The organism is Pseudomonas sp. SR18 (assembly GCF_023701505.1).
Classification (GTDB): Bacteria; Pseudomonadota; Gammaproteobacteria; order Pseudomonadales; family Pseudomonadaceae; genus Aquipseudomonas; species Aquipseudomonas cyclaminis.
Map to the genome: position 1 here is coordinate 80,660 of NZ_JAMQAU010000003.1, position 23,475 is coordinate 104,134.

Genomic DNA, 23,475 nt, shown 5'->3' on the forward strand with positions numbered 1-23,475 from the left:
TTGTGAGTGGATCTATCTATGAGTGACAGCTACCTATCGTTCGTCAATTCCCCTTGGGGCCGGCGCCTGGCCCAGGCGGTCGGCTTGCCGCAACCGCTGCCGCTTCAGCGCCATCGCAGCGGTCAACCAGGCTTGGCCAACCCGGTGATTATCGCCGGGGCAGGGCGCCTGACGGCTCAGGTGCAACGCTTCTTCAGCAGCACCGATACCGTCGCCGCCACCCCGGCGACGCTCAAGGCGCCCTCGACGGGCAAGGTGCAGGGCGCGGTGTTTGATGCCAGCGCTGTGGTCGACCTGAAACAGCTGGATGAGCTGTACGAATTTTTCCACGCCAATGCCAAACGCCTCGGCCAACACGGCCGCGTGGTGGTGCTCGGCACCGCGCCGGAACTTTGCCAGGACTTGCCCCAGGCCATCGCCCAGCGTGCCCTCGAAGGCCTGGTGCGTTCGCTGGCCAAGGAGCTGCGCCGGGCGATCACCGTGCAACTGTTGTATGTGGCGCCGGGCACCGAAGATGCGCTGGACAGCAGCCTGGGTTTCTTCCTGTCGCGCCGTTCGGCCTATGTGTCGGGGCAAGTGGTACGGCTGGACAAACCGGTGGACGGCAATCCTGGCGTCAATTGGGAGAAGCCCTTCGCCGGCCGACGTGCCCTGGTCACCGGCGCGTCCCGTGGCATAGGTCTGGCCATCGCCCAGGTCCTCGCGCGTGATGGCGCCCATGTGGTGTGCGTGGACGTGCCCCAGGCTCAGCAATCGTTGGAACAGGCCGCCGCCAGCGTCGGTGGTTCTGCGTTGCCGTTGGACATCACTGCGCCTGAGGCCGCCTCGTCTTTGCTTGCGCATGTCAGCCAGTACGGCGCGTTCGATGTGGTGGTGCACAACGCAGGCATTACCCGTGACAAGACCATCGCCAAGATGCCCGAAGCGGCGTGGCGCAGCGTGCTGGCGGTCAACCTCGACGCGCCGGTGCACCTGAGCAACGCCTTGCTGGACAACCAGGGCCTTAACCCCGGTGGTCGCATCGTGTGCGTGTCATCGATTTCCGGCATTGCCGGCAACCTCGGCCAAAGCAACTACGCCACCTCCAAGGCCGGCGTGATCGGCTTGGTGCAAGGCCTCGCGCCCCGCGCGGCCAGGCAGCAGGTGACGGTGAATGCGGTGGCGCCGGGGTTTATCGAGACCCAGATGACCGCAACGATCCCGTTGATGATTCGCGAAGCAGGGCGGCGCATGAATTCCATGAGCCAGGGCGGGCAGCCCATCGATGTGGCCGAAACCATCGCCTGGCTGGCGCACCCGGCTTCGGGCGGCGTCAACGGCCAAGTCGTACGCGTGTGCGGCCAAAGTCTGCTGGGAGCCTGAGCCATGGACTACCTGACCCAGATTGTCGACCCGCCGCCCTCGCGCACGCAGCTGCTGTTGGACGGCGTGCGTGCCCTGCGCAAGCCCAAGCTCGACGGCGAACCGCTACTGCCCAAGGAGCGCCTGGTGCGTTCGGCGGTGGAGTTGTCCGCCGTCGGCATCGCCGCCTATGGCCGCGCCTGCGGTTTTCGTCGCGAGCAGGGCGTGCCGCTGTCCTATCCCCACGTGCTGGCGTTCCCCTTGCACCTGATGCTGCTGACCCGACCAAGCTTCCCGTACCCGGCCAGCGGCATGGTGCACCTGGCCAATCGCATCCGTCAGCACCAACGCCTGCACGAAGGCCAGGCCTTGCGCCTGGAGGTGTATGCCGAGCGTTGGGTCGCCCACCCCAAGGGCCAGGCGCTGAGCATCGCCACCCGCGCCTACAGCGCCGGCACCCTGGCCTGGGAAAGCGACAGCCTGTACCTGCGCCGCGACGTCAAGGACCCGGTCGGCGAACCATGGGACGACGCGTTGCCGTTGCAGGAGCACGGCCTGTTGCGCACCCAACGCTGGGTGTTGCCCGCCGACCTGGGCCGGCGCTTCGCCAAGGTCTCGGGGGACTTCAACCCGATTCACACCTCGGTGATCGGCGCGAAGCTCTTCGGCTTTCGCCGCGCCATCGCCCACGGCATGTGGACCTTGGGCCGCGCCCTGGCCGCCCAGCAACCGCCTGGTGGCCTGGCTCAGGCCGAAGCCCATTGCGACTTCAAATTGCCGATTTTCCTGCCCGGCCAGGTCGCCCTGTGGAACCACCCCGCAAGCGGCCCGCGCCGTGAGTTCGAAGTGCGTAATTTCGCCGGCGACAAACCCCATATACGCGGGCTATTTGTCTGGAATGAGAGCCCTACATGAGTGACTACAGTTTCAATCCGGCCCCGACCCGCCGTGTGGCGATCATCGGCGGCAACCGCATCCCGTTTGCCCGTTCCAACACGGTGTACGCCCACGACAGCAACCAGGATCTGCTGGTCGCGGCGCTGCAAGGCCTGATCGACCGTTACAACCTGCACGGCCAGCGCCTGGGCGAGTTTGCTGCCGGGGCAGTGATCAAGCATTCGCGGGATTTCAACCTGGCGCGTGAATCGCTGCTGTCCACCACCTTGTCTCCAGACACGCCGGCCTACGATGTGCAACAAGCCTGTGGCACCGGCCTGGAAGCGGCCTTGCTGGTGGCGAATAAAATAGCCCTGGGCCAGATCGAAGTAGGTATTGCCGGTGGCGCCGATACCACCTCCGACGCGCCCATCGGCATCAACGAATCCCTGCGCCACACCTTGCTCGCGGCCAACCGCGCCAAGGGCCTGGGCGACAAGCTCAAGACACTGTTGAAAGTGCGGCCGTCGATGTTCTTCAAACCGCTGCTGCCCCGCAACGGCGAGCCGCGTACCGGTTTGTCCATGGGCGAGCACTGCGAAGAAATGGCCAAGCGTTGGCAGATCAAGCGCCTGGCCCAGGATGAACTGACCCTCACCAGCCACCAGCGCCTGGACGCGGCCTACATACGTGGTTTCTTCGACGACCTGATCAGCCCCCATCGCGGCCTGGCCCGGGACAACAACCTGCGGGCCGACGCCAGCCTGGAAAAACTCGCCGGTCTGGCCCCCGCCTATGACCGCCAGAATGGCACCCTCACCGCGGGCAATTCCACGCCCCTGACCGATGGCGCCTCGGTGGTGCTGCTGGCCAGCGAGGAATGGGCGGCTGCCAACGGCTGGCCGGTGCTGGCCTACTTGCGCACCGGCGAAACGGCCGCGGTGAATTTTGTCGATGGCACCGAAGGCCTGCTGATGGCCCCGGCCTATGCGGTGCCGCGCATGCTCAAGCGCGAAGGCTTGAGCTTTGCTGACTTCGATTTCTTCGAAATCCACGAAGCCTTCGCTGCCCAGGTGCTGTGCACCCTCAAGGCCTGGGAAGACGCGGACTATTGCCGCGAACGGCTGGGGCTGGGCGCGCCGTTGGGCCCCATCGATCGCGCGAAAATGAACGTCAACGGCGGCTCACTCGGCTGCGGCCATCCGTTTGCTGCCACCGGTGGCCGGCAATTGGCGGCGCTGGCCAAGGCCATCCATGAGCGCGGCGGCGGGCGTGGGTTGATCTCGATCTGTGCGGCGGGCGGGCTGGGCATTACCGCCATTGTGGAAAAGTAGCGCTACCCAAAATAACAACAAGGAGACTGCCATGAACGCTATCAGCCAGGAACACACCGAACGGGTGTGGTTGAACGCCTACCTGCCCGGCGTCCCGGCAGACATCGATGCCGCCATTGAGGATTACCCGTCGCTGCGGGAAGTCTTCCTGGAGCACCTGGAAAAATTCCGTGAGCGTGTAGCCTACGTCAGCATCGGTACCGAAATGACCTACGCCGACTGGAAGGTCCAAGGCGTTGCATTCGCCGCTTGGCTACAGGGCCAGGGCGTGCAGCCGGGCGACCGTGTGGCGCTGATGATGCCCAATTGCTTGCAGTACCCGATCTGCCTGCTGGGCACCCTCCTGGCCGGTGCGGTGGTGGTCAACGTCAACCCGCTGTACACCGCCCATGAGCTCAAGCACCTGCTCAAGGACAGCGGCGCCGAGACCGTGGTGATCTTCGAGAATTTCGCCCACACCCTGGAGAAAGTGGTGGCCGGCAGCAGCGTCAAGCGCGTGGTGATCGCGGCTATCGGCGATCTGCTCGGCACCTTCAAGGGCGCGGCGATGAACTTCATCCTGCGCCGTGTGCAAAAGCAGGTGCCGGCGTTCACGTTGCCGGGTGCGGTGCGCTTCAATCAGGTGTTGAAACAGGGGCGGGCGCTCAACCACTTCCCGGTGAGCATGGTCCTGGATGACCTGGCCTTCCTGCAATACACCGGCGGCACCACGGGCGACGCCAAGGGCGTGATGCTCAGCCACCGCAATATCATCGCCAACCTGTTGCAGGCCAAGGCGTGGGTCGGTGATCAACTGGACCAGGACAAGCAGGAAACCAACGTCACGTTGCTGCCGCTGTACCACATCTTTTCCCTGACGGTGAATTGCCTGATGTTCATGTGCCTGGGCGGGCGCAACATCCTTATCGCCAACCCGCGGGACGTGAAGCGGGTGCAGATGATCCTGCGCAAGGAACGCTTCAACGGCATTGCCGGGGTCAACACGCTGTTTAACGGTTTGTTGGAAAACAAGGAATTCTGCGCGCGGGATTTTTCCGACCTGCGCATGGTGATCGCTGGCGGCATGGCCACCCATACCGCAGTGGCCAAGCGATGGAAGGAAGTCACCGGGCTGCCGATCATCGAGGGGTATGGCCTGACCGAATGTTCGCCGGTGGTGAGCATCAGCCCCATCGATATTGCCCGCATGCGCGAAATGGAATTCACCGGCAGCATCGGCGTGCCGTTGCCGTCGACCTGGGTGCGTTTTGTGCGTGAAGACGGCGAGCTGGCCGACATCGGCGAACAGGGCGAACTGCAGGTGCGCGGCCCGCAGGTGATGCAGGGCTACTGGAAACGCCCGGAGGCGACTGCTGAAGTGCTGGATGCGCAGGGCTGGTTGTCCACCGGCGACATCGGCGTGATGGACCCGCGCGGGTATATCCGCCTGGTGGACCGCCAGAAGGACATGATCCTGGTCTCGGGTTTCAACGTTTATCCCAATGAAATCGAAGACGTGGTCGCGATGCACCCTGGCGTGGGCGAAGTCGCGGCGATTGGGGTGGAGGATGGCGTGACGGGCGAGAAGGTGAAGATCATCGTGGTGCGCAAAGATCCGCAGCTGACTCAGGAACAGATCCTCGCCCACTGCCGGGAGTACCTGACGGGGTACAAGGTGCCCAAGTATGTGGAGTTCCGCACCACTGAATTACCCAAGACCACGGTGGGCAAAGTGCTTCGAAGGGCCCTGCGCTGAGTTGAAGATTTTGGTTATCCAAGTGTGGGCGCTGGCTTGCCTGCGATAGCGGTGTATCAGTCACATCGCCATCGCAGGCAAGCCAGCTCCCACAGGGTTCGGTGGTGTGGTTTAGAGTGCGTTCACTGTTACCCAGCGTTCTTCGAGGGCCGCCACACGAATCGCCGTCGCCAGCCGCTCAACCTCCCATGCCGCTTCAAAGTCAGTGCCATCCGCACCCTCGCCAGCCACAGCCATGATCAACTCCTGCACTTCGAGGGTCTTCAACTCGTTGTACCCCAACTGGTGTCCCGCCGCCGGGCTGAACGCTGCATAACCGGGCAGGGCCGGGCCGGCCAGCAGACGCTGGAAGCCGTCCTGGCCGACGCGGCACAGGCGCAGTTCATTCAACCGTTCCTGGTCGAACGCCAAGGTGCCTTGGGTCCCGCTGATCTCGAAACTCAAGTGGTTCTTGTAGCCATGCTTGAGCCAACTGCTGCTCACCGTCCCGCGCGCGCCATTGGCGAAACGCAGCAGGGCGTGTACCTGGTCATCCACGGCAATAGGTTTGAGTGCGTTGCTGCCTTTGACCGCCGGGCGTTGGGCGTGGACGGTCTGGGTGTCGGCGCACACGCTGAGCACATCGCCGACCAGGTAGCGCGCCATCGACAGCAAGTGGCTGCCCAAGTCGGCGAGGGCGCCGCCGGCATGTTCCACTTCGCAGCGCCAGGACCATGGCGATGCTGGATCAGCCATGAAGTCTTCGCTGAACTCGCCCTGGAAACTGATGAGTTCACCCAACTCGCCGCTGGCAATCAGTTGCCGCGCCAGGGTGATCATCGGGTTGTGCTGGTAGTTGTAGCCCACCCGCGTGACCACCCCGGCGGCACTCGCGGCGCGGCGCATGGCGTCGGCCTGTTCCAGGCTGACCGCCAGGGGTTTTTCGCAGTACACCGCTTTGCCGGCAGCCATCGCGGCCATCGCCATGGGGTAGTGCAAATGGTTGGGCGTGGTGATGGCGACGACATCGACCTTGGGGTCGTTGATCAGCGCTTGCCAGTCGCCATGGGCCTGTGCAAACCCCCAGGCGGTGGCGCAGCGCTGGGCGCGTTCGGTGTCGGCATCGGCCAGGGCGGCCAGCTTCAGGGTGACTGGCAGTTCGAATACCGCCCGGGCATTGTTGAACGCCAAGGCGTGGGCGCGGCCCATGAAGCCTGTGCCGATCAAGCCGATTCCGAGTTCACGCATCGTCGTGGTCCTTTGGATTGTTGTTTTTCAGGAGGGCTATTAATGGAATAAAAATTCGTAAAACTCAAGTCGTGGAAAAATAATTCATTTTTGGCGATGATCGTTCCCCGTAACTGCCCGTGCAGGAAGGAGGACGCGAATCCTCCTTCGATTTTCCCCGGACACTAGTGACGCTCTGCATGGCAACGCCGCCAGGGACGCCCCGCGTCCCGCTGTTCAAACGCATGCCCACTGGCGAAACTGAAAACGGTGAGTAAGGGGACGCACTCATTTATTAGTTGATAACTGCGCTTCTTCTTTTCGACGTTTCTTCCGGCGCTGGCTTAGCCATGACTTGTATTGATCAGAGAGAAGCCCATACTGCAGACCCTATCGTCGTTACAATATTGAAACCCGAGAAGAATATTTGGGTAGCCGAAATTGCCCATACGATAAGTATCGCTGCCACCGTATCCCCGGGAGCGTAGAATTTTAATTGGCTCCTTCGACTCGAAAGGAGTCCCAAACATTGCTCGGACACCGATTCGGCTCATACTAGTTGTGAGCGGAGAAGGTAACTCGCCGGTGTAAAGGGCGGCGCCATCAAACATGCTAATCAGAGAAAAAAGAATTTTTGCGAGCACTTCAGTTTCTGTTTGAAACCATAACTCAACACCCTGCTCTGGTTTCTGTATCAGATACTCATTGTCACGACTTTCTATTGAGGGTGTTAAGGGTGTGTTCGTAATCGCACCCTCAGCGAAAAGTTTGGCATGAGTAGAGCCAAGCCCCGCCATCAAGTGGTTGATAGTCACGACATCCATTAATACCATCCTTGTTCTTGATTAATTTTATGCATTTTGACTCGGGCCTCTTCCAGGCTGCTTTCAGTGAAGCCGTCCTTAATCATATAAGGTCTAATCACATCAAAATTGCGGTCTACAGCCGCTCGAAGATTGTCGGCATCCAAGAATTGCTTAACTTTATTGTTGCGCCCGCCGTACGTCTCGCTGTATTTTTTATGGATATGGGCAGGAATAGCAACGCTGGCAACTTGCATTAGCAGTTCACTGATTTCGTAATCCATAAGCACTATAGAGGCGTCCTCTAGATATCGTCTGATAGCTGCCTGCGAAGGCATATGGTCAACATGCAATCCGTTGCGCGGTCTGCCACTGAATGCACCATAGACGTCTACTTCTAACGGCTTCACAGCCGGCTTGGCAAATACCAAATACAACGGCGGCAAACCCGAGTCCGCAGGAAACGAAATAATCGTATCCTGCCAGGTAACGTCCTCAGCTTCCCGACCTGGGTAGTGACTGATTACCGAATCTTGCCCCACTGCAACCGGATGAACGAATAAATTATCCAGGCGTTCCTGTGTACCCGGATACGGGCTCGGCGCACTGACCACCGGCCCATGGTTCGGCGTCCACGTGATGCTGATGCCATCGAGCACCGCCACCATCGCACTGTTGTCCGCATTCCACCGGGCGTGCGCAACGGGCACACGATCAGCGCCACTCTCAGGCTTGGTATGTATGCCATAAACACGCAGTTCACCTGACTCATCCTGGCGAAACTGAAAACGCACTCGCGTACTGGCCAAGCGCAAATTCGCCAACTGCTCCGGGGTATACAGCGTTGAATCACCCATATCCCGTGGCCAAAAAGCCAGCAACACGACATTGAGTGCTGAACTGGCTCCGGCAAGCCCGCGTACTGCCCAGGCACCAAGGTCGCTGCCAAGTGTTCCAGCGACCCTGCCGACAGTGCCCGTTGTACCGGTCGAAGCCATGACGGCCGTGGTACCAAAGTTTTTAGCGTGTTCAGGGCTTGTTCCCACAGCCGTGGAACCGACCGGCACCGAAACGCATGACTTGGCGAACACACACGCCTCAGCGGCACGATTCGCCGCGCCGGGTGCGGAGAAGTTGGTAGCGGGCGGGTTAGGTGTGTTTTGCCCTGTCCAAGTGAAGGTGTCACGTTGAGGTTGTGTTTCGAACACTTGAGACTTGAAGCGCTGGCAGGCGATGAGCTCCGGTGGCGGATCGCATTTGCATATACACAAATCACCCTCAAGCGCAGCTTGTTTGCCGCCCCACTCTTCGTGCAGATGAGGGCCAGCGAGTGCAATGAAGCCTTCGGTGCCGCATGCCGGGCAAGCAACCCGGTCACCCTCCCTGGCGATCATTTGGCCGTTGAAGCTGGTTCGCTCCATGCCGCTGATCACTTCGCCGCCTACGCTTGTCTTCGCGCCCGTCATGATGTTGTAGCGCCTCACATCTCGCTCTCCACGCGATATCCAGGCTGTAGCAGGCCAGGGATGCCATCGTCCGCGTACTCCACCACCTGAGCCAGGTTTTGCAGGCTGCCCGTCACGGTGTCGCCGTTGTCGGTAGCACTGCCGACAATTGCGATTGGCAGGCCTTTGTAGGTCGCCGCGAAACCCGCTCCTGAGATAATTTCGCTCTCTTTGCCATCGGGATACCGCACCCGGTCGCCGACGCAAGCGACCCGCAAGTCATGAATTTCGAGGCTGGTGCTTGCAGTAATGACTTCGCCGCCCATGCGTGTTTTGGAGCCGCGTGTTACGTAGTCATAGGTGGCTTTGACTGGGCGAGTTGAATGTTGGATTTCAGTATCGGTGTCCTTCATGTCCTTTCCTTTTTTAGGGCGCGCGCGGGCTCAAACACCGTCATGGTGTTGAGTCGTGCAAAGGGGGGGGCGCCGCAAAGGCGCCAGGCAGATGCTGCGTAATGATGGAAAACCAAACAACTGACCGTTCGGTTAGGTATTGGTAAAAACAGAAACCTCCGACAAGGTTTTGAGGTTGTCCCTAGGACACTCAATCTCAGGTCTCCGTACACCGCTGCAAACGCAGCGGTCGGGCGTCGCGGCCCGGTTTACTGCGGAGCAAAAGCACCATCTCCCCTTTCAGTAAGCGTTTTTTTATCGTCTACTGTGCGGCGCTATGGCGGCTGTGCGCGGGATACCTTCGGGTATGCCGGGTTGCTCCTAGACCGGTCCGCGAACCTGCGCACAGCTGCCACCTTCCATCGCGTCGCGGCGATCAGTGGCGGCTCCACTTTTAGGAGCTTCACAATGATTAAACCAAGCCCCAATCCCCCCATCCGTCTGTTCACCGTAGCCGACGGATTCAGTACCGAAGACCTGCTGGTCAACCTCAGCGAAACACTCGCCTCGGCCAATGCGCTGAGTTGCGATTTGGCCTTTGACATGGAAGGTTCGAAACGTGAGGAGTTGCTCGGCGTTGCGCAGTTAATCGAACTGGCACAGTTATTGGCTGATCGAGTACTCACGGTGTCAGGACAGGTAAGCCCTTGAGCTGACGGCCCGTTCCCACGCAAAGTGAACGCGGAGGGTGGGAACGATCAAATTTGCCCGCTGACAATCACCCCGGCGAATGCAGCTATATTCACCACGTGGTCAAAAGCCGCCAGTTAACAAAAGATAACGTAGCGCCGATTGTCAGACGATTCCAAAGCCCGATAGGATGGCCCCTGCTTCCTTCAGGCGCTCTAGATTGCAGGTTTCAGAGCCCGGGAAGGCAAGACCTAACAATAATAAATGGGAGAAAGGTCTATGAGTGAGCCTGTCATGGGTTGGGTTGTTTGCCGCCCACGCGCCGCACGCAGGGTTGCGTTGCTGGCCACAGCGCTCTCGTTGCTGGCCGGTGTCGCGTTGACGACACCGGTGCTGGCAGCCGGCGATACCCCCGCAGCGCCTGCGTTTGCGATTGAGTCCCCCAAGGCCGCCAAAGGCCTGATGATCGACGTCGTCCATGCCGGCAAGCGCCTGGTGGCGGTCGGTGATCGCGGGCACATCCTCTATTCCGATGACCAGGGCAGCACCTGGACGCAAGGCAAGGTCCCCACCCGGCAATTGCTCACGGCGGTGTTTTTCGTTGACGACAAACAAGGCTGGGCAGTCGGCCATGATGCGCAAATCCTCGCCAGTTCCGACGGTGGCGCCACCTGGACCCAGCAATACCAGGACGTCGATCGCGAAGCGCCCCTCCTCGACGTGTGGTTCAACAACGCCAGCCACGGCCTGGCCGTTGGCGCCTACGGTGCGCTGATCGAAACCATTGACGGCGGCAAGACCTGGAGCGACGTCAGCGACCGCCTCGACAACGAAGACCAATACCACCTCAACGCCATCGCCCACATCAAGGACGCCGGCCTGTTTATCGTCGGCGAGCAGGGCAGCATGTTCCGCTCCAGCGACGACGGCCAGACCTGGGAAAAACTCGAAGGCCCCTACGAGGGCTCGCTGTTTGGCGTGATCAGCACCGCCCAACCGCAAACCCTCTTGGCGTACGGCCTGCGCGGCAATCTCTACCGTTCCACCGACTTCGGCAGTACCTGGGAGCAGGTTGAGTTGAACGCCACCCGTGGCGCCCTGGAGTTCGGTTTGTCGGGCGCGACCTTGCTGGAGGACGGTTCAATCGTGGTGGTCGGCAACGGCGGCAGCGTGGTGGTCAGCCACGACGATGGCCAGACCTTCAGCGTGTTCAACCGCCCGGACCGCATTTCGTTGTCGGCCGTCACGGCGGCAGGCAATGGCAACTTGATTCTGGCCGGGCAGGGTGGCGTTCGTGTATCGACGCCGACTGGCGCTGAGCTCGTAAAACAATAAAAAGGCGGGGACAGAATGAGCAGTCATCACAACGATAAAGCGACCTTTCTTGAGCGCCTGATCTTCAACAACCGCCCGGCAGTGATCGTCATCTGTCTGTTGGTAAGTGTTTTCCTGTTCTGGCAGGCGACCCTGATTCGCCCGTCCACCAGCTTTGAAAAGATGATCCCCCTCAAGCATCCCTTCATCGAAAAGATGATGGAACACCGCAACGACCTGGCCAACCTGGGCAACACGGTGCGCATCTCGGTGGAGGCCAAGGACGGTGACATCTTCACGAAGGAGTACATGGAGACCCTGAGGCAGATCAACGACGAGGTGTTCTACATCTCCGGCGTCGACCGTTCGGGCCTCAAGTCGCTGTGGAGCCCCAGCGTACGCTGGACCGAAGTCACCGAAGAAGGCTTTGCCGGCGGCGAAGTGATCCCTCAGAGCTACAACGGCTCGGCGCAAAGCCTCGATCAACTGCGCAACAACGTGCTCAAATCCGGCCAGGTCGGCCGCCTGGTGGCCAACGACTTCAAGTCGAGCATCGTCGACATCCCGCTGCTGGAGTCCTACCCGGACCCGCAGGACCAGGGCAAGTTGCTGGCCCTGGATTACCGCAAGTTCTCCCATGAACTCGAAGACAAGATCCGCGACAAGTTCGAAGCGCAGAACCCCAACGTCAAGATCCACATCGTCGGCTTTGCCAAGAAGGTCGGCGACCTGATCGACGGGCTGGTGATGGTGGTGCTGTTCTTCGGCGTTGCGTTCGTCATCACCCTGGTTCTATTGCTGTGGTTCACCAACTGCCTGCGCAGCACCATTGCGGTGTTGAGCACCACGCTGGTGGCGGTGGTCTGGCAACTCGGCCTGATGCACTTCTTCGGCTTCGGGCTGGACCCGTATTCGATGCTGGTGCCGTTCCTGATCTTTGCCATCGGGATTTCCCATGGCGTGCAGAAGATCAACGGTATCGCCCTGCAATCCAGCGAGGCAGACAACGCGCTGACCGCCGCGCGGCGGACTTTCCGGCAACTGTTCCTGCCGGGGATGATCGCGATTCTCGCTGACGCCGTGGGCTTTATCACGTTGCTGATCATCGACATCGGCGTGATCCGCGAACTGGCCATCGGCGCATCCATCGGCGTGGCGGTGATCGTGTTCACCAACCTGATCCTGCTGCCGGTGGCGATTTCCTATGTCGGCATCAGCAAGCGCGCCATCGCCAAGAGCAAAAAGGACGCAAACCGCGAACATCCGTTCTGGCGCCTGCTGTCCAAATTCGCCAGCGCCAAAGTCGCGCCGGTCTCGGTGTTGCTGGCGTTGGTGGCCTTCGGTGGCGGCCTCTGGTACAGCCAGAACCTGAAGATCGGCGACCTGGACCAAGGCGCACCGGAACTGCGCCCGGACTCGCGCTACAACAAGGACAACAATTTCATCATCAGCAACTACTCCACCAGTTCCGACGTGCTGGTGGTGATGGTCAAGACCAAGGCCGAAGGCTGCTCGCGCTATGAGGCCATGGCGCCTATCGACCAGTTGATGTGGAAGATGCAGAACACCGAGGGCGTGCAGTCGGCGATCTCGCTGGTGACCGTGTCCAAACAGATGATCAAGGGCATGAACGAGGGCAACCTGAAATGGGAAACCCTGTCGCGCAACCCCGATGTGCTGAACAACTCCATCGCCCGTGCCGATGGCCTGTACAACAACAATTGCTCGCTGGCGCCGGTGCTGGTGTTCCTCAACGACCACAAGGCCGAAACCCTCGACCGCGCCGTGCATGCGGTGCAGGACTTCGCCAAGGACAACAACAAGGATGGCCTGGAATTCATCCTCGCCGCCGGTAACGCCGGGATCGAAGCGGCCACCAACGAGGTGATCAAAGAGTCGGAACTGACCATCCTGATCCTGGTGTACCTGTGCGTGGCGACCATGTGCATGATCACCTTCCGCTCGTGGGCGGCGACCCTGTGCATCGTGCTGCCGCTGGTGCTGACTTCGGTGCTGGGCAACGCGCTGATGGCGTTCATGGGCATCGGCGTCAAGGTCGCGACCTTGCCGGTGGTGGCCCTGGGCGTGGGGATCGGCGTGGACTACGGCATCTACATTTACAGCCGCCTGGAAAGCTTCCTGCGTGCCGGTTTGCCGTTGCAGGAAGCCTATTACCAGACACTCAAGTCCACCGGTAAAGCCGTGCTGTTCACGGGCCTGTGCCTGGCGATCGGCGTGTGCACCTGGATCTTCTCGGCCATCAAGTTCCAGGCCGACATGGGCCTGATGCTGACCTTCATGCTCTTGTGGAACATGTTCGGTGCACTGTGGCTGCTGCCGGCACTGGCGCGTTTTCTGATCAAGCCCGAGAAACTGGCGGGGCGGAAGGGCAATTCGTTGTTTGCGCACTGATTCCGTCAGCTGCGCACAGACGCCCGATGTCAGCATCATCGGGCGTTGATGATCAGGTGGCTGAGGGCGCGATGGCTAAAAACAGTTGATCCTGAGGCGGCATGATCAACACATACAGGATTTTCTCGATAGGTTCGGCCCCAGGCGACTGTTGGCTGCGTAACCGTGCCTGAACATGCTCTTTGAGCAGGTCCTTTTGCGTGTATTTACGCTGGCTGGCGAGTTTCAGATGGGCCCGGGTGTAGCGGGCTGGCGGTGCATCGGCGGTGGCGTAGTGAAAGTGCGCGTACCAGAGCACCGTCGGCGGCCTTTGTGCTTTGTCATACACGGCGTATTCGGTGAAGAAATCGCCGCCCAGGGTGGGCCGCTGCGGATCTGCCCGGCTGGTGAGGTTGATATCGATTTGTTTTTGCCGCCATAGGTATTCCAGGCTTTCCAGGCTTGGCCACTGGCGTTTATAGGCCTCACTGCACACCCGCTGCGCCATGCGCTCCATATCCCTGGCGTGTGCCCGATAGGTGTCGATCAGGTCCTGCGCTGAAGCTTGGTTGCGGTGAGCGTGCGCGACTTCATCGGCGAGGTCCGTGAGCTTTTTCGCTTGCCCGGTGAGTAACTCGTCCCAGTCCGCGGGGTTGATGTCTTGCCGGGTGATGGCAGATTCCAGCTTCTGTTGTTGTGCCGTGACTACCCGTTCGATCTCTGTGCGTTGCCGGATCAGTTTCTCGCCCTGACTCTTGAGCGTTGCCAGGGGGCGCATACTTGCGGCGGGGGCTGGTGTGGCCAAGGGTTCCTGGACGGTTTCTACCCAGCTGTCAGCATCATAGGGCTCGAACGAGGCCACGGTTTCACCGGTAAAGGTGTTGCTGATGATGAGACGTTCCTGAGGGTGTTGGCTGTCAGCAGGCTTCAGGTCACCGACCAGGTAGTTTCTTTGGCGGGTTTTGAAGATGCGTTTTGTCGGCGCTTTCGGCCTGCGCAAGCTTGACGACAACGCTTCGACCTCCAGTGCCTCCTGGCTGCGCACCACGCTCTCCAGCTCGTTTTCGGCCAGCATCCGGGCCTGCCTGAGCCCATTCATGAGGCGTTCGGCGACAGGGTGAACGCGTTCCGGATTGATAAACGTGAGGGCCTCAATGGCGCGATCGTAGCTGCGGTATTTACCGAGGAGCGTGTCGTATAGCATGCGTTGTTGATCGAGAGGGTAGCCGGTGCTGCTGCGTACTTCGGTGTGCGAAAGCAAGGCTTGGCTCAGGTTCGAATCGGCAAGATGTTCAATGTACAGCGCCTCCAGTGGCGGCGGCTCAAGTGCTGATAACTTGACCACTGCCCACGACAGCGGGATCAGCGCGTGGAGCTCCAGGTTCGCTGAAAAAAAGTGTTGGAGCGCGTCAATTTTTGAAAGCAACTCTTCACGTATCGCACGCCCTGCCACAGAGTCCTGTTCCAATAACTCAAGGGTGGTTTCCATCTCGCGGGAGCGAGCGGCCATACGCTGGATGACGTCTGCCAGTTCAATCGCTCGGGTCACGTGTTCGTTGTACGCCCAAGGACGCCCGCTCTGCATCTCAGGCAACATCCGTTGACTCATTTGGCTCATGGGCTCGCCACGATCGGTGAATAGAAAGGTATCTGCCCATTTTTGCAGATGGATATGCAGGCGCAGTTGGTCCTCCCACAGTGTTTTCAGGGTCGCTGCGCGGTCCTGCACGTGGCCACGAGCGCCTGCGTACTTTTCCAGATCCTGTCCCGCCTTGAACAGTTCAATACGCTTGGGTAGTAACAGTGCGTACTGTTGTTCCGCCTTTTCCAGAGCAATTTCATAGCGCGTGCGCACCGTTGAATAGCTTGATATCTCTTGCTCGTGTCGAGCTTCAAGGGCCGGTTTTTGCGTGTCGGTGGCTTTATCCAGAAGGTTCCATACCAGTTTCAACGTGCTGATGTGTTGAAGCAGGGTTTTGCGCTCGCTGTTCAGCCCATCGAGCAATGCCCTGAACGCGGGCATCGAGTGGGTGAGCTCCACACTGAGCACTTGAATGCGGCCCAGCAGTTGCTCCCTTTGGAGCCGATTGGCTTCACGTAAAGCCGCCACGCGCTTGGGGCCACCGCCGGTCAGTTTCAGCCCGCGGTCCAGGCTCCAGTGACCGGAGCCATCGGTTCGCAGCTTTATCCCAGGGTGGTCGGGTTTATCGGGGTCAATAATGAACACCTCGTTAAAGCCCGGGACGATGCTGACGCGAAACAGCAGGCCACCCACCGACGCATGCCAGCGTTTGTCGAGCCTGAACAGCCCGCGTAGAGGGCCGAGCGCGACGGGTTCCGGGGCCGGTTCAGGCCAGGGAATATTGAACCCCAACAGTTTTTTCAGCAGGCGCGCCGAAGCACTGTCGCCGGCCAGTGAGCGGTCAATGTCCAACAGCGTGCGGCCACCACCGGGGGGCTCGGAGGGCAAGCCGACGATGCCCCGCTTAACCACGGCAGAGGCCGGGGGCGCTTGAGTGGATGGGCGGCTCAATGGCCATTGTTCAAGGGCCGGTGGAGCCGGTTCAGCGACGGCGGCGGGCTTTTTTGCCGCCTGGATGGGCAAGCCGAAGTGGATCAACACCATGCTGGTATTGAGCAGCAGGTCGACCCAGGCAAGTTCCCTGGCAGTCGGGTCGTCGCTCTCCAGTGCCGGCACGTCTTGCTTGAGGCTTTGTGCCAGTTGCATGAACCAGCCCACGGCCGCCAGCGGTCCGCGTACCAGCATCAACAGCGTATTGAAGCCCAGTTGCATGCCTTCGAGGATTAACGCCCAACGGCTTTCAGCGTTGGAGGTTGAATCGCGGTCGGCCTGGTCCAGCAACTGACGCGCTTCGCACTCAAACAGGTACTCCATCAGTTGGTTGCCATTGAGCGCTTGCAGAATCCGATCGTTGCTTTCATCTCCAGGCAGGGCAAGGGTGGCGGGAGGTGGAATCCTGGGCAAGGGATCGAACTCTGAACCGATCCCGCTGACACGCACGTAATGGGGCTCCTTGAACCCACCGTTGCTGTAGATAGACCGGGCGTCATCTTTCAACCAGGCCAGTACGCTGTCCTGGATCGTGCCAGGCTCGATGATGGCCGCCAGCAGGCTCTCCCGGTCGACGAATTCCAGCAGCGACTCGCGGTACGCGGGGCGATACAGCAGACGCGGTCCCGGCTGCCCGTTGCGGGGCTCGATGATGAACATGTTCTGTACCGTATCCGCCCTGGCGCCGTGCTTGCGCTGAAACGCCAGCACGCGCATCACGATTTCATCGGCACCCGCCCAACGCTCCGAACTGTGGGTGCCAAGCACTGCGTTGACATAGCGCAAACCGCCCGGCGTGAGCCCGGCTTCACCCTTTATCTTGTGCTCCAGAGCCAGGCTTTTCAGGTCGATGGGGCGTTGCTGGCAGAACAGGCGCTTGCGTTGTTGCGCCTCTGCTTCATCACTGAGCAGGCCCTGTTGGATGTAAGCCGGGTAATTGCGGCCGACATCAACGCGCTGCACCAGTTGGAGCAGGTATTGCGGGGTCAGCCAGGGTTCGATTGGCAGCCCTGCCGTGTGCTGCACTGTCATGCGCCCGGCGGGTGTACCGCTGAGGTTCTTCAGGGCCAGGTCGACCAGGCTCATCGGGACGTTCTCGACATAGCCACTTTGCAGCGTGCCCACGGGCACATGGAAGGTCAGGTGCAGGGTGTCGGCCGTGTAAGGCGAGTGGGCAGTGTCCGTGCAGGTGCGCTCGCCATGCAGCGCGGTATTTCGATCCAGGCACAGTTGATGGTTCAGGTGCCGGGTGGCGTAGGTGCGGATATCGTCCAGCCCGTCCAGGTAGCCTTTGCCGTGTGTCAGGCGTCTGAGGTTGGCTTGTTCGAGCAGGCGTTGATGAAAGGCAAAACGGTCGGCAGGCGAGGCGTCGCGTAGCCAGTCAGGAAGGGCGGCCTGGATCGACGGCAGTGTTTGGCCGGGCATACGCGGCGCATGGCTAAACAGCTCGGCCGGATCAGTCAGGGCGTCAAACTGCGTCTCCAGCCGATGGACGGTGCTGTCGGCGGGCAGGTGTATGCGAGCCAGCGCGTCCAGTTGTTGATTCAAGATCAGGGCGGCTTGCACCTCGAAAATATCGCCGTCGGGTTCGTACTGCCGCCAGGTGATCGTATCGGCGATCCATTGTGCTTGCATGTGCTTGCCCCAGGCTTCACCGAAAGCATCCAGGCTGGCATAGGACAGGATCTGGCCTGACAAGGCACACCAGAACACGCGGCTGCCACTGACCACCAGGATATCGCTGGCCTGCAGCGTCAGCGTGGTATTCCCGCGCACCAGCTGGGTTTCCAGGGTGTACGCGTGAATAGCGTTATCGGGCCACAGCCGTTCGGACCTGGCTTCTCGGCTGGGACAGTCGGCCAGGGTGCTGAGTATTTGCAGTTGCTGGGCATCATCACCGGACTGGCGCACGGCCGAGGTGCTCAGCCGGCCTCGCAGCACACTTGCCAACCATTGCCAGCGGCTGCCGCCAGCATCGCTGTTCTGCTCCCAGTAGGTGGCCAGCGCCTCTTGCGCGCCGACAAACAGAATCAGGGGCAGCTCGCGTATCGCGTCTTCAAAGACATGCCGGTCGTAGCTGCGCTCGCCATTGGCTTGGAAGGTGAGCCGGGTACCGGTTTTGTCGCTCAGGTAAGCGTCCAGTCCGTAGCGAAACGACAGATCGGGAAAACTGCCGTCGGCAAGATGTTGGAGCGCCACGTCCACTAGCGGGCGCAGGCCTCGGCCGCCACCTTCGCGGGGTAGCGCCAGGCAAAGACCTGAGAGGGGAATGGATAACAGCGGCGGATATTTCTCTTCCAGGGTGCTGGCCAGCATTTGAGCGACGACTGAGCGCAGTGAGGGCCGCGTGGAAAATTGCGCGGCTACGACTTTTTTCAGCAGGTTTTCGGCCGGACTTGGCGGGATGACAGGCATGGACATCTTCCTTTACGTGGATAAGTGAATGCCTTCGTAAAGTAAGATCAACAGTTCGCCCGATGTGGTAGCCCGATATGATCGGAAGGCTTTACGGCAACGCGCGCGAGGCTGATCAACCCCGCGCGCGTAGTAACGACCAGACACGCCAGTGCTTATGCGCGCGTGCTGTTAGTGGGATGTTCTGGCCTCAGGGTTCGAGCGACAAAAACCAGCGCTCGGCCAACGCCTTGCCGATCAGCCCACGGTGTACATCCACCACCGTCTGCGGGCTCTGAGCCTGGGCCAGTAACGAGTAGTAGCTCTGCGTTCGTTGCGCAGCGGTTTTCAAGTGGGCGGCGGTGTAGCCGGCCTTGGGTGTATTGGCGGCCGGGTAATGAAAGTGCGCGAACCACAGCGGTTTGCCTTGCTGGTCATTCACCGCGTATTCCTGGATGAAGTCCCGACGCTCGCCTTTTAATTGAAACCGTACATTCCACCTGGACACGCTGACCTGTTTTTCGCCGATCAGGTATTCAAGGTTGCCGTGAGTCGGCGGCAGTTCCAGGCTCAATTGAATACGCAGGGCCTTGCCGCGAGCGCTCAGGCGTCGTCCAGCTTCACGCAGGTCGGCCACCAGCGTCTGGTCCGCGACGGTGCGGGCGCTTTCGGCCTGGGCCTGAATCAGCCGGTCCAGCTCCGTGGCCAGCTTGTCGTAGCGGACCGCTTCGTACTGCAGGATCTCCTCGACCTCTTGCGGATGCTTGCAGATTTTCCTGTAGTCGTCGCCCCGACGCAGGTGCTCTTCAACCATCGCCAGCAGCTTGCGCGCATTGCCTTTGACCAGGCCGAACTCGCGCGGGGCAGCGGGCGGCTGGGCAGGCGTTGCTTCGACGAACTCGACCCAGTCGTCACCGTCCTGCGAGTACATTCCCAGCAGTTGGTCGTTGGCTTCGTCTCGCACCTCGACGATTTCCACGTTACCAACGGGTTTTACCTCGCCGATAAGCGTGGCCTTTTTTCGGGTCCGAATGACCTTTTTTGCGGGTCTTCCCGTGGTCGCGGCAGGGCGCCGGGGTGGCCGTCGGCTGGTTTGCGCAGGAGGTTTGACTTCGCTGGCCAAGCGTCGCGTGACGTCCTGGTAGAGCTCATCGAGCAAGGTGAACAGTTTGCTGTTGTAGGTCGGGTCCAGCACGCCGGCGTCAACGATACCCAAGCCCTGCAACGAATCCAGGGCGCGACCATAGTGCTCCACCAGGCTCTCCAGCACACTCAGGCGATCACTGGCCGACAGTTCCAGCCTGTTGAGTTCACTGTGGGTGCGCAAATGCTGTTGCAGCGGCTCGACAATGGTGTCAAACGCAATGAACAGCGGATGCTGGATGTCTTTGACGACCAGCAGTTTCAGGCAGCGGATTTGCAGATCCTTGATGGCCAGGGCGCTGTTCTCGTTCGGTCGGTCCGGAGTCAAGCGTTTGAACGCGTCGGCACCGGAGGAGCCGAGATTGAATAACTGCTCCAGATGACGATCCTCGGACTCAAGCCCGCGGATACTGCGTTCATTGATGTCCAGCATTTGATGGAGGAACTGTCGATAAACCATCGGTTCGCTGAGCACCGCCCGGTACAGGGCGGCGCTATCACGGGTGAACGAAGGATGGGCGCGGTAGAGTGCTTGCCTGTCTGTTTCTGCGACCACCACATGTTTGCGGGCGTTATTGATGGTGTTCTCCAAAAGCGCCAGGGTGCTCTTGAGCGGCAGTGGAATGTTCAGTTCGTTGCGTTCCTGGGCGCTGTTGAGGATCTTCAGGTAATCGCGGGTCTGGGTTCTGAGGGCATCGTCGAAGTGCTTGCGCGCGTTGGCCCGCTGCACCTCGCTGAATCGGGCATTCTGTTCGGCGTTTTCCATCGCGGCCTGGGCCGCGTCCACTGTGCGTTGCCGTTCCTGTTGGTTTGCCAGCATCTGCTCATACTCACCTTGCAACTCACTGATACGCAGTGCCTTGCGCTGGCGTTCGGCGGCAATCCGTTTTGGCGGCATGCCCCCGTGTAGCCGCAGCCGGGTATCGACGGACCAGACACCCTTTGCGTTGGTACGCAGGTAGGGGCCGCGCCGCTTGCTGTCGGCATGGTCGACGATCACCACGCTGCCATCGTCGTCCAGAACGACCTGGAACAGGTCCCCCTCAACCTGGGCGTGCCAGTGGTTTTCGATCAGGTACAAGCCTCTGCTTGGGCCGTTCAACACGGGCTGGGGCAAGGTGGGTGGCGTGGCGACTTTAAATGCCGCAAGGCGCATACGCTGGCTTGGTGTGAGGCGCTGGCTTGCCTGGGCGAAACTGAAATCCAGGGCCGTACGGTTGTCGCGCGGCAGTTTTCCGGCCAGGGCCACGGTGCCTTGGCGGCGCTGCGGGGAAGGCAGGGGCGGCCAGCGCGAGGCATCACGGCGAGGTATGGGTGCGTGCAAAGCCCGTTGCCGGATGGCCGGGGCCAACGGTGGTGGTCGTGTCTGCACCGATGGGAAGTCCAGCAACGCCATCGCGACGTTGAGCAACAAGTCGATGGCGCCCTGTTCCCCGTCGAGGGGGGGCTGGCTGCTGAGGGCCTGAATATCCCGGGTAACGCTGGCGAACAGGGTCAGTAACCATCCGGTAAGCATCGCCGGGCCACGCAGTACCGGCAACAGCAGGCTGCCGAACAGCAAGCTTGCGCCTTCCATCAACACTTGCCAGCGGCTTTCGTTGTTGGACACCGACGCGCGTTCGGCCTGATCCACCAGGGCCCGGGCGTGGTCGCTGAACAGGTAGCGCATCAATTGCCCGGTCACCAGGCATTGTTGCAGTTCATCGTTGAGGCCATTGCCGGCGAGGGTCGCCGGCGGCGGCGTGTACAGTGGCGCGAATTCGTCGCCTTGGCCAAAGCGCACGTAATGGGGTTGGCGAAAGCCGCCCTGGTCGTAGATCGGCCGCACGTTGTCGGGCAGCCAAGTCAGCACGCTGGTTTGTAACGCTCCGGGCTCGGCGATGGCCTCGAACAGCGCAGCACGGTTGGCGAACTCGCGCAGCGGTTCGGCATACAGCGGTCGATACAGGAGGTGCGGGCCACTCTCAAGATTCTGGTACTCAATGAGGTACATGGCGCTGACCGTATCCGCTGGGGCGCCTGGGGCACGCGAGAATGCCAGGTGACGAATCGCCACGGGATGGTTGTTGACGTGCTGGTCTGCACTCTCGGGCTGCATCAACGCGTCGACCATGTTGACGCCTTGGGGCGTCACGCCGGCCGCGCCCTGGAGGCTCAGCTCCAAGGCCAGCAACGGCAACTGCACGCGCTGTTGATCGGTAAACAGGACTTCGCGTCGCTGTGCGTCAGGTGTGTCGCTCAGCAGGGCTTGTTTAAGCTGCAGGGGGTAGTGTTTGCCGATGTCGACTTGTTCGATCAAGCCATCACTGCCCGTGAGGTACTCCGCCGTCAACCAGTCCGGCAGCGGGGTGCCGTGGCGATGGGCAATCGACAGTTGGCCGCTGGGACGGGCGGACAGGTTATTGATGGCCAGTTCGGTGAGGCTCATGTTCACGTGTTCGACGATACCGGCGCCGCCGGGGTAACCGGCGGCTACCACGAACGTCAACATCACATCATCGGGGTTCAATGCGGCCTGGGGCGCGGGGGCTGCGGCCCTGGCGGCCTCGCGCTGCAACGCTTGCTGCAGGGCGCGGACCGTGTAGGTGTGGATGTCGTCAATGTCACTGAGGAAGGTGCGTCCTTGCGCCCGCTGCTTTGCGCTGGCCAGGGCCAGGCTGTATTGCCGGTAACGGGAACGATCGGCGGGGAGCGCATCGCGCAATGGGTCGGGCATGAGCGCCCGCACGGTCCTGAGGTGCGGCAGGCGGTCTGGCGGGGCATCGATAAAGTATCGCCCTGGGTCGGTGAATTCGCGGTACAACGCTTGCAGTGTCGCCGGGCTTTGATCCAGTGGCAGGTTCAGGTCGGCAAGGTTTTCCAGTTGCTGGTTGAGGATGATCGCTGCCTGGTGGTCGAAGATCGAGCCTTCGGGTTCGTAGCGGTTGCAGGTGATTGTCTGGGCTTGATACTGCGCGCTGATGCGCTGTTCCCAGGCGGTGGTGAAGTCATCCAGGGACGTAAAGTGTTCAACCCGGCCACTGGGTGTACACAGCAGCACCGGCGCTTGGCCGTTGATGACGCGGGTCAGCAGCAGGTGCTCGGAAAGCAGGCGAGCACTGCGGCCCTTGTTATCAAGTGTGGTCTCGATACCGTAGGCCATCACGGCATGCTCACCGTAGCGTGCCATGCGCTGGGCGCGGTCTGGGGTGGTGGTGAGCTGGTCGAGGGTTTGGCGGGCTGTCTCATCCAGCGTCGGCTGGCCGAGAGCGGCGGCCTGCAAGGTGCTCCTGAGCATATCGGTGAGCCAGCGCCAGCGGCTGACACCGTTGTCCGCGTCCTCATTCCAGAAACGGATCAACACGTCCTGCAGGGCAATCGGCAGGGTCGCGGGCAATTCCCGGATCACGTCCTCGATGACCTTCATGTCCAGCTTTTCTGTAGTGGTACCCGGCAGCTCCAGGGGCTTGGGCGGAGCGTCGGACAGGTAATAGGCGGTGTCATTGACGTCACTGAAGTCCAGTGGGCCATTGCTGCCCAGGTACTGGTAGACGACGTCTATCAAGGGTTGGAGTTTCCAGCCACCGGAGGGCTGTGGAATGGCCAGTCGGGTAAGGGACAGGTCGATCGCCAATGAGGGGTAGCGTTCATTGATGGCACCCAGGAGCAGAGGGCGGATGATTGTTTCCAGGGTCGCGAGGCCAGCAAATTGCTGGCTCACCACCTGGGCCGTCAGGTCTTCAGGGAGGGCAGGAGAGGGCATGGGCGTAAAAGTCCTTTTCTAGGGCGCGCCGCCTGGATCAGGCGAGGTCATTTCAGCCAAGCATGGTGTCTGTGGGCGGGCCGCAGGCGGTAGCCGG

General features: G+C 60.9%; 13 protein-coding genes. 7 read left to right on the forward strand and 6 right to left on the reverse strand.

What is annotated here, in order from left to right; genetic code table 11:
• Nucleotides 1–18 precede the first annotated feature (18 nt).
• Genes NDJ82_RS06400 through NDJ82_RS06415 form a run of 4 tightly spaced genes read left to right on the forward strand, consistent with a single transcriptional unit; the run spans nucleotide 19 to nucleotide 5,286 of the window.
• On the forward strand, nucleotides 19–1,362 hold the full coding sequence (locus tag NDJ82_RS06400; protein WP_250925125.1) for a 3-oxoacyl-ACP reductase: 1,344 nt from the start codon (nucleotides 19–21) through the stop codon (nucleotides 1,360–1,362).
• A 3-nt stretch (nucleotides 1,363–1,365) separates the two neighbouring features.
• On the forward strand, nucleotides 1,366–2,256 hold the full coding sequence (locus tag NDJ82_RS06405; protein ID WP_158877697.1) for a MaoC/PaaZ C-terminal domain-containing protein: 891 nt from the start codon (nucleotides 1,366–1,368) through the stop codon (nucleotides 2,254–2,256).
• Nucleotides 2,253–3,551: an acetyl-CoA C-acetyltransferase gene (locus NDJ82_RS06410; protein WP_158877699.1), complete on the forward strand. Its 1,299-nt coding sequence runs from the start codon at nucleotides 2,253–2,255 to the stop codon at nucleotides 3,549–3,551. Before NDJ82_RS06405 ends, NDJ82_RS06410 begins: the two co-directional genes overlap by 4 nt.
• Nucleotides 3,552–3,582: 31 nt before the next feature.
• Nucleotides 3,583–5,286, forward strand: coding sequence for an AMP-binding protein (locus NDJ82_RS06415; protein WP_250925126.1), 1,704 nt, complete (start codon nucleotides 3,583–3,585; stop codon nucleotides 5,284–5,286).
• A gap of 111 nt (nucleotides 5,287–5,397) precedes the next feature.
• Here the strand turns inward: NDJ82_RS06415 and NDJ82_RS06420 are convergent, their stop codons facing one another.
• From NDJ82_RS06420 to NDJ82_RS06435, 4 genes are all read right to left on the reverse strand, one after another.
• Entirely contained in the window at nucleotides 5,398–6,513 is a 1,116-nt protein-coding gene (locus NDJ82_RS06420; RefSeq protein ID WP_099583235.1) for a Gfo/Idh/MocA family protein, read from the reverse strand.
• 323 nt (nucleotides 6,514–6,836) lie between these two features.
• Complete coding sequence (locus tag NDJ82_RS06425) at nucleotides 6,837–7,316, reverse strand: DUF6392 family protein (protein ID WP_250925127.1); 480 nt, start codon at nucleotides 7,314–7,316, stop codon at nucleotides 6,837–6,839.
• Nucleotides 7,316–8,779 (reverse strand): S-type pyocin domain-containing protein, encoded by a 1,464-nt coding sequence (locus NDJ82_RS06430; protein WP_250925128.1) that lies wholly within the window; start codon nucleotides 8,777–8,779, stop codon nucleotides 7,316–7,318. The genes NDJ82_RS06425 and NDJ82_RS06430 overlap by 1 nt, the downstream gene beginning before the upstream one ends.
• Nucleotides 8,776–9,153 carry a PAAR domain-containing protein gene (locus NDJ82_RS06435; RefSeq protein WP_250925129.1) on the reverse strand — a complete coding sequence of 126 codons (378 nt, stop codon included), beginning with the start codon at nucleotides 9,151–9,153 and terminating at the stop codon, nucleotides 8,776–8,778. Before NDJ82_RS06435 ends, NDJ82_RS06430 begins: the two co-directional genes overlap by 4 nt.
• A gap of 447 nt (nucleotides 9,154–9,600) precedes the next feature.
• Between NDJ82_RS06435 and NDJ82_RS06440 the strand changes: the two genes are divergently transcribed.
• The 3 genes from NDJ82_RS06440 to NDJ82_RS06450 all read left to right on the forward strand — a co-directional run bounded on the left by NDJ82_RS06440 (nucleotide 9,601) and on the right by NDJ82_RS06450 (nucleotide 13,548).
• Nucleotides 9,601–9,843: a DUF6124 family protein gene (locus NDJ82_RS06440; RefSeq protein WP_250925130.1), complete on the forward strand. Its 243-nt coding sequence runs from the start codon at nucleotides 9,601–9,603 to the stop codon at nucleotides 9,841–9,843.
• Nucleotides 9,844–10,116: 273 nt separating this feature from the next.
• Nucleotides 10,117–11,157 carry a WD40/YVTN/BNR-like repeat-containing protein gene (locus NDJ82_RS06445; protein WP_250925244.1) on the forward strand — a complete coding sequence of 347 codons (1,041 nt, stop codon included), beginning with the start codon at nucleotides 10,117–10,119 and terminating at the stop codon, nucleotides 11,155–11,157.
• Nucleotides 11,158–11,172: 15 nt separating this feature from the next.
• On the forward strand, nucleotides 11,173–13,548 hold the full coding sequence (locus NDJ82_RS06450; protein WP_250925131.1) for an efflux RND transporter permease subunit: 2,376 nt from the start codon (nucleotides 11,173–11,175) through the stop codon (nucleotides 13,546–13,548).
• Nucleotides 13,549–13,600: 52 nt separating this feature from the next.
• On the opposite strand, the gene NDJ82_RS06455 is transcribed toward NDJ82_RS06450, so the two are convergent.
• Nucleotides 13,601–18,514 (reverse strand): coiled-coil domain-containing protein, encoded by a 4,914-nt coding sequence (locus tag NDJ82_RS06455; protein ID WP_250925132.1) that lies wholly within the window; start codon nucleotides 18,512–18,514, stop codon nucleotides 13,601–13,603.
• Nucleotides 18,515–18,704: 190 nt separating this feature from the next.
• Nucleotides 18,705–23,378 carry a dermonecrotic toxin domain-containing protein gene (locus NDJ82_RS06460; protein WP_250925133.1) on the reverse strand — a complete coding sequence of 1,558 codons (4,674 nt, stop codon included), beginning with the start codon at nucleotides 23,376–23,378 and terminating at the stop codon, nucleotides 18,705–18,707.
• Between the last annotated feature and the right edge of the window lie 97 nt (nucleotides 23,379–23,475).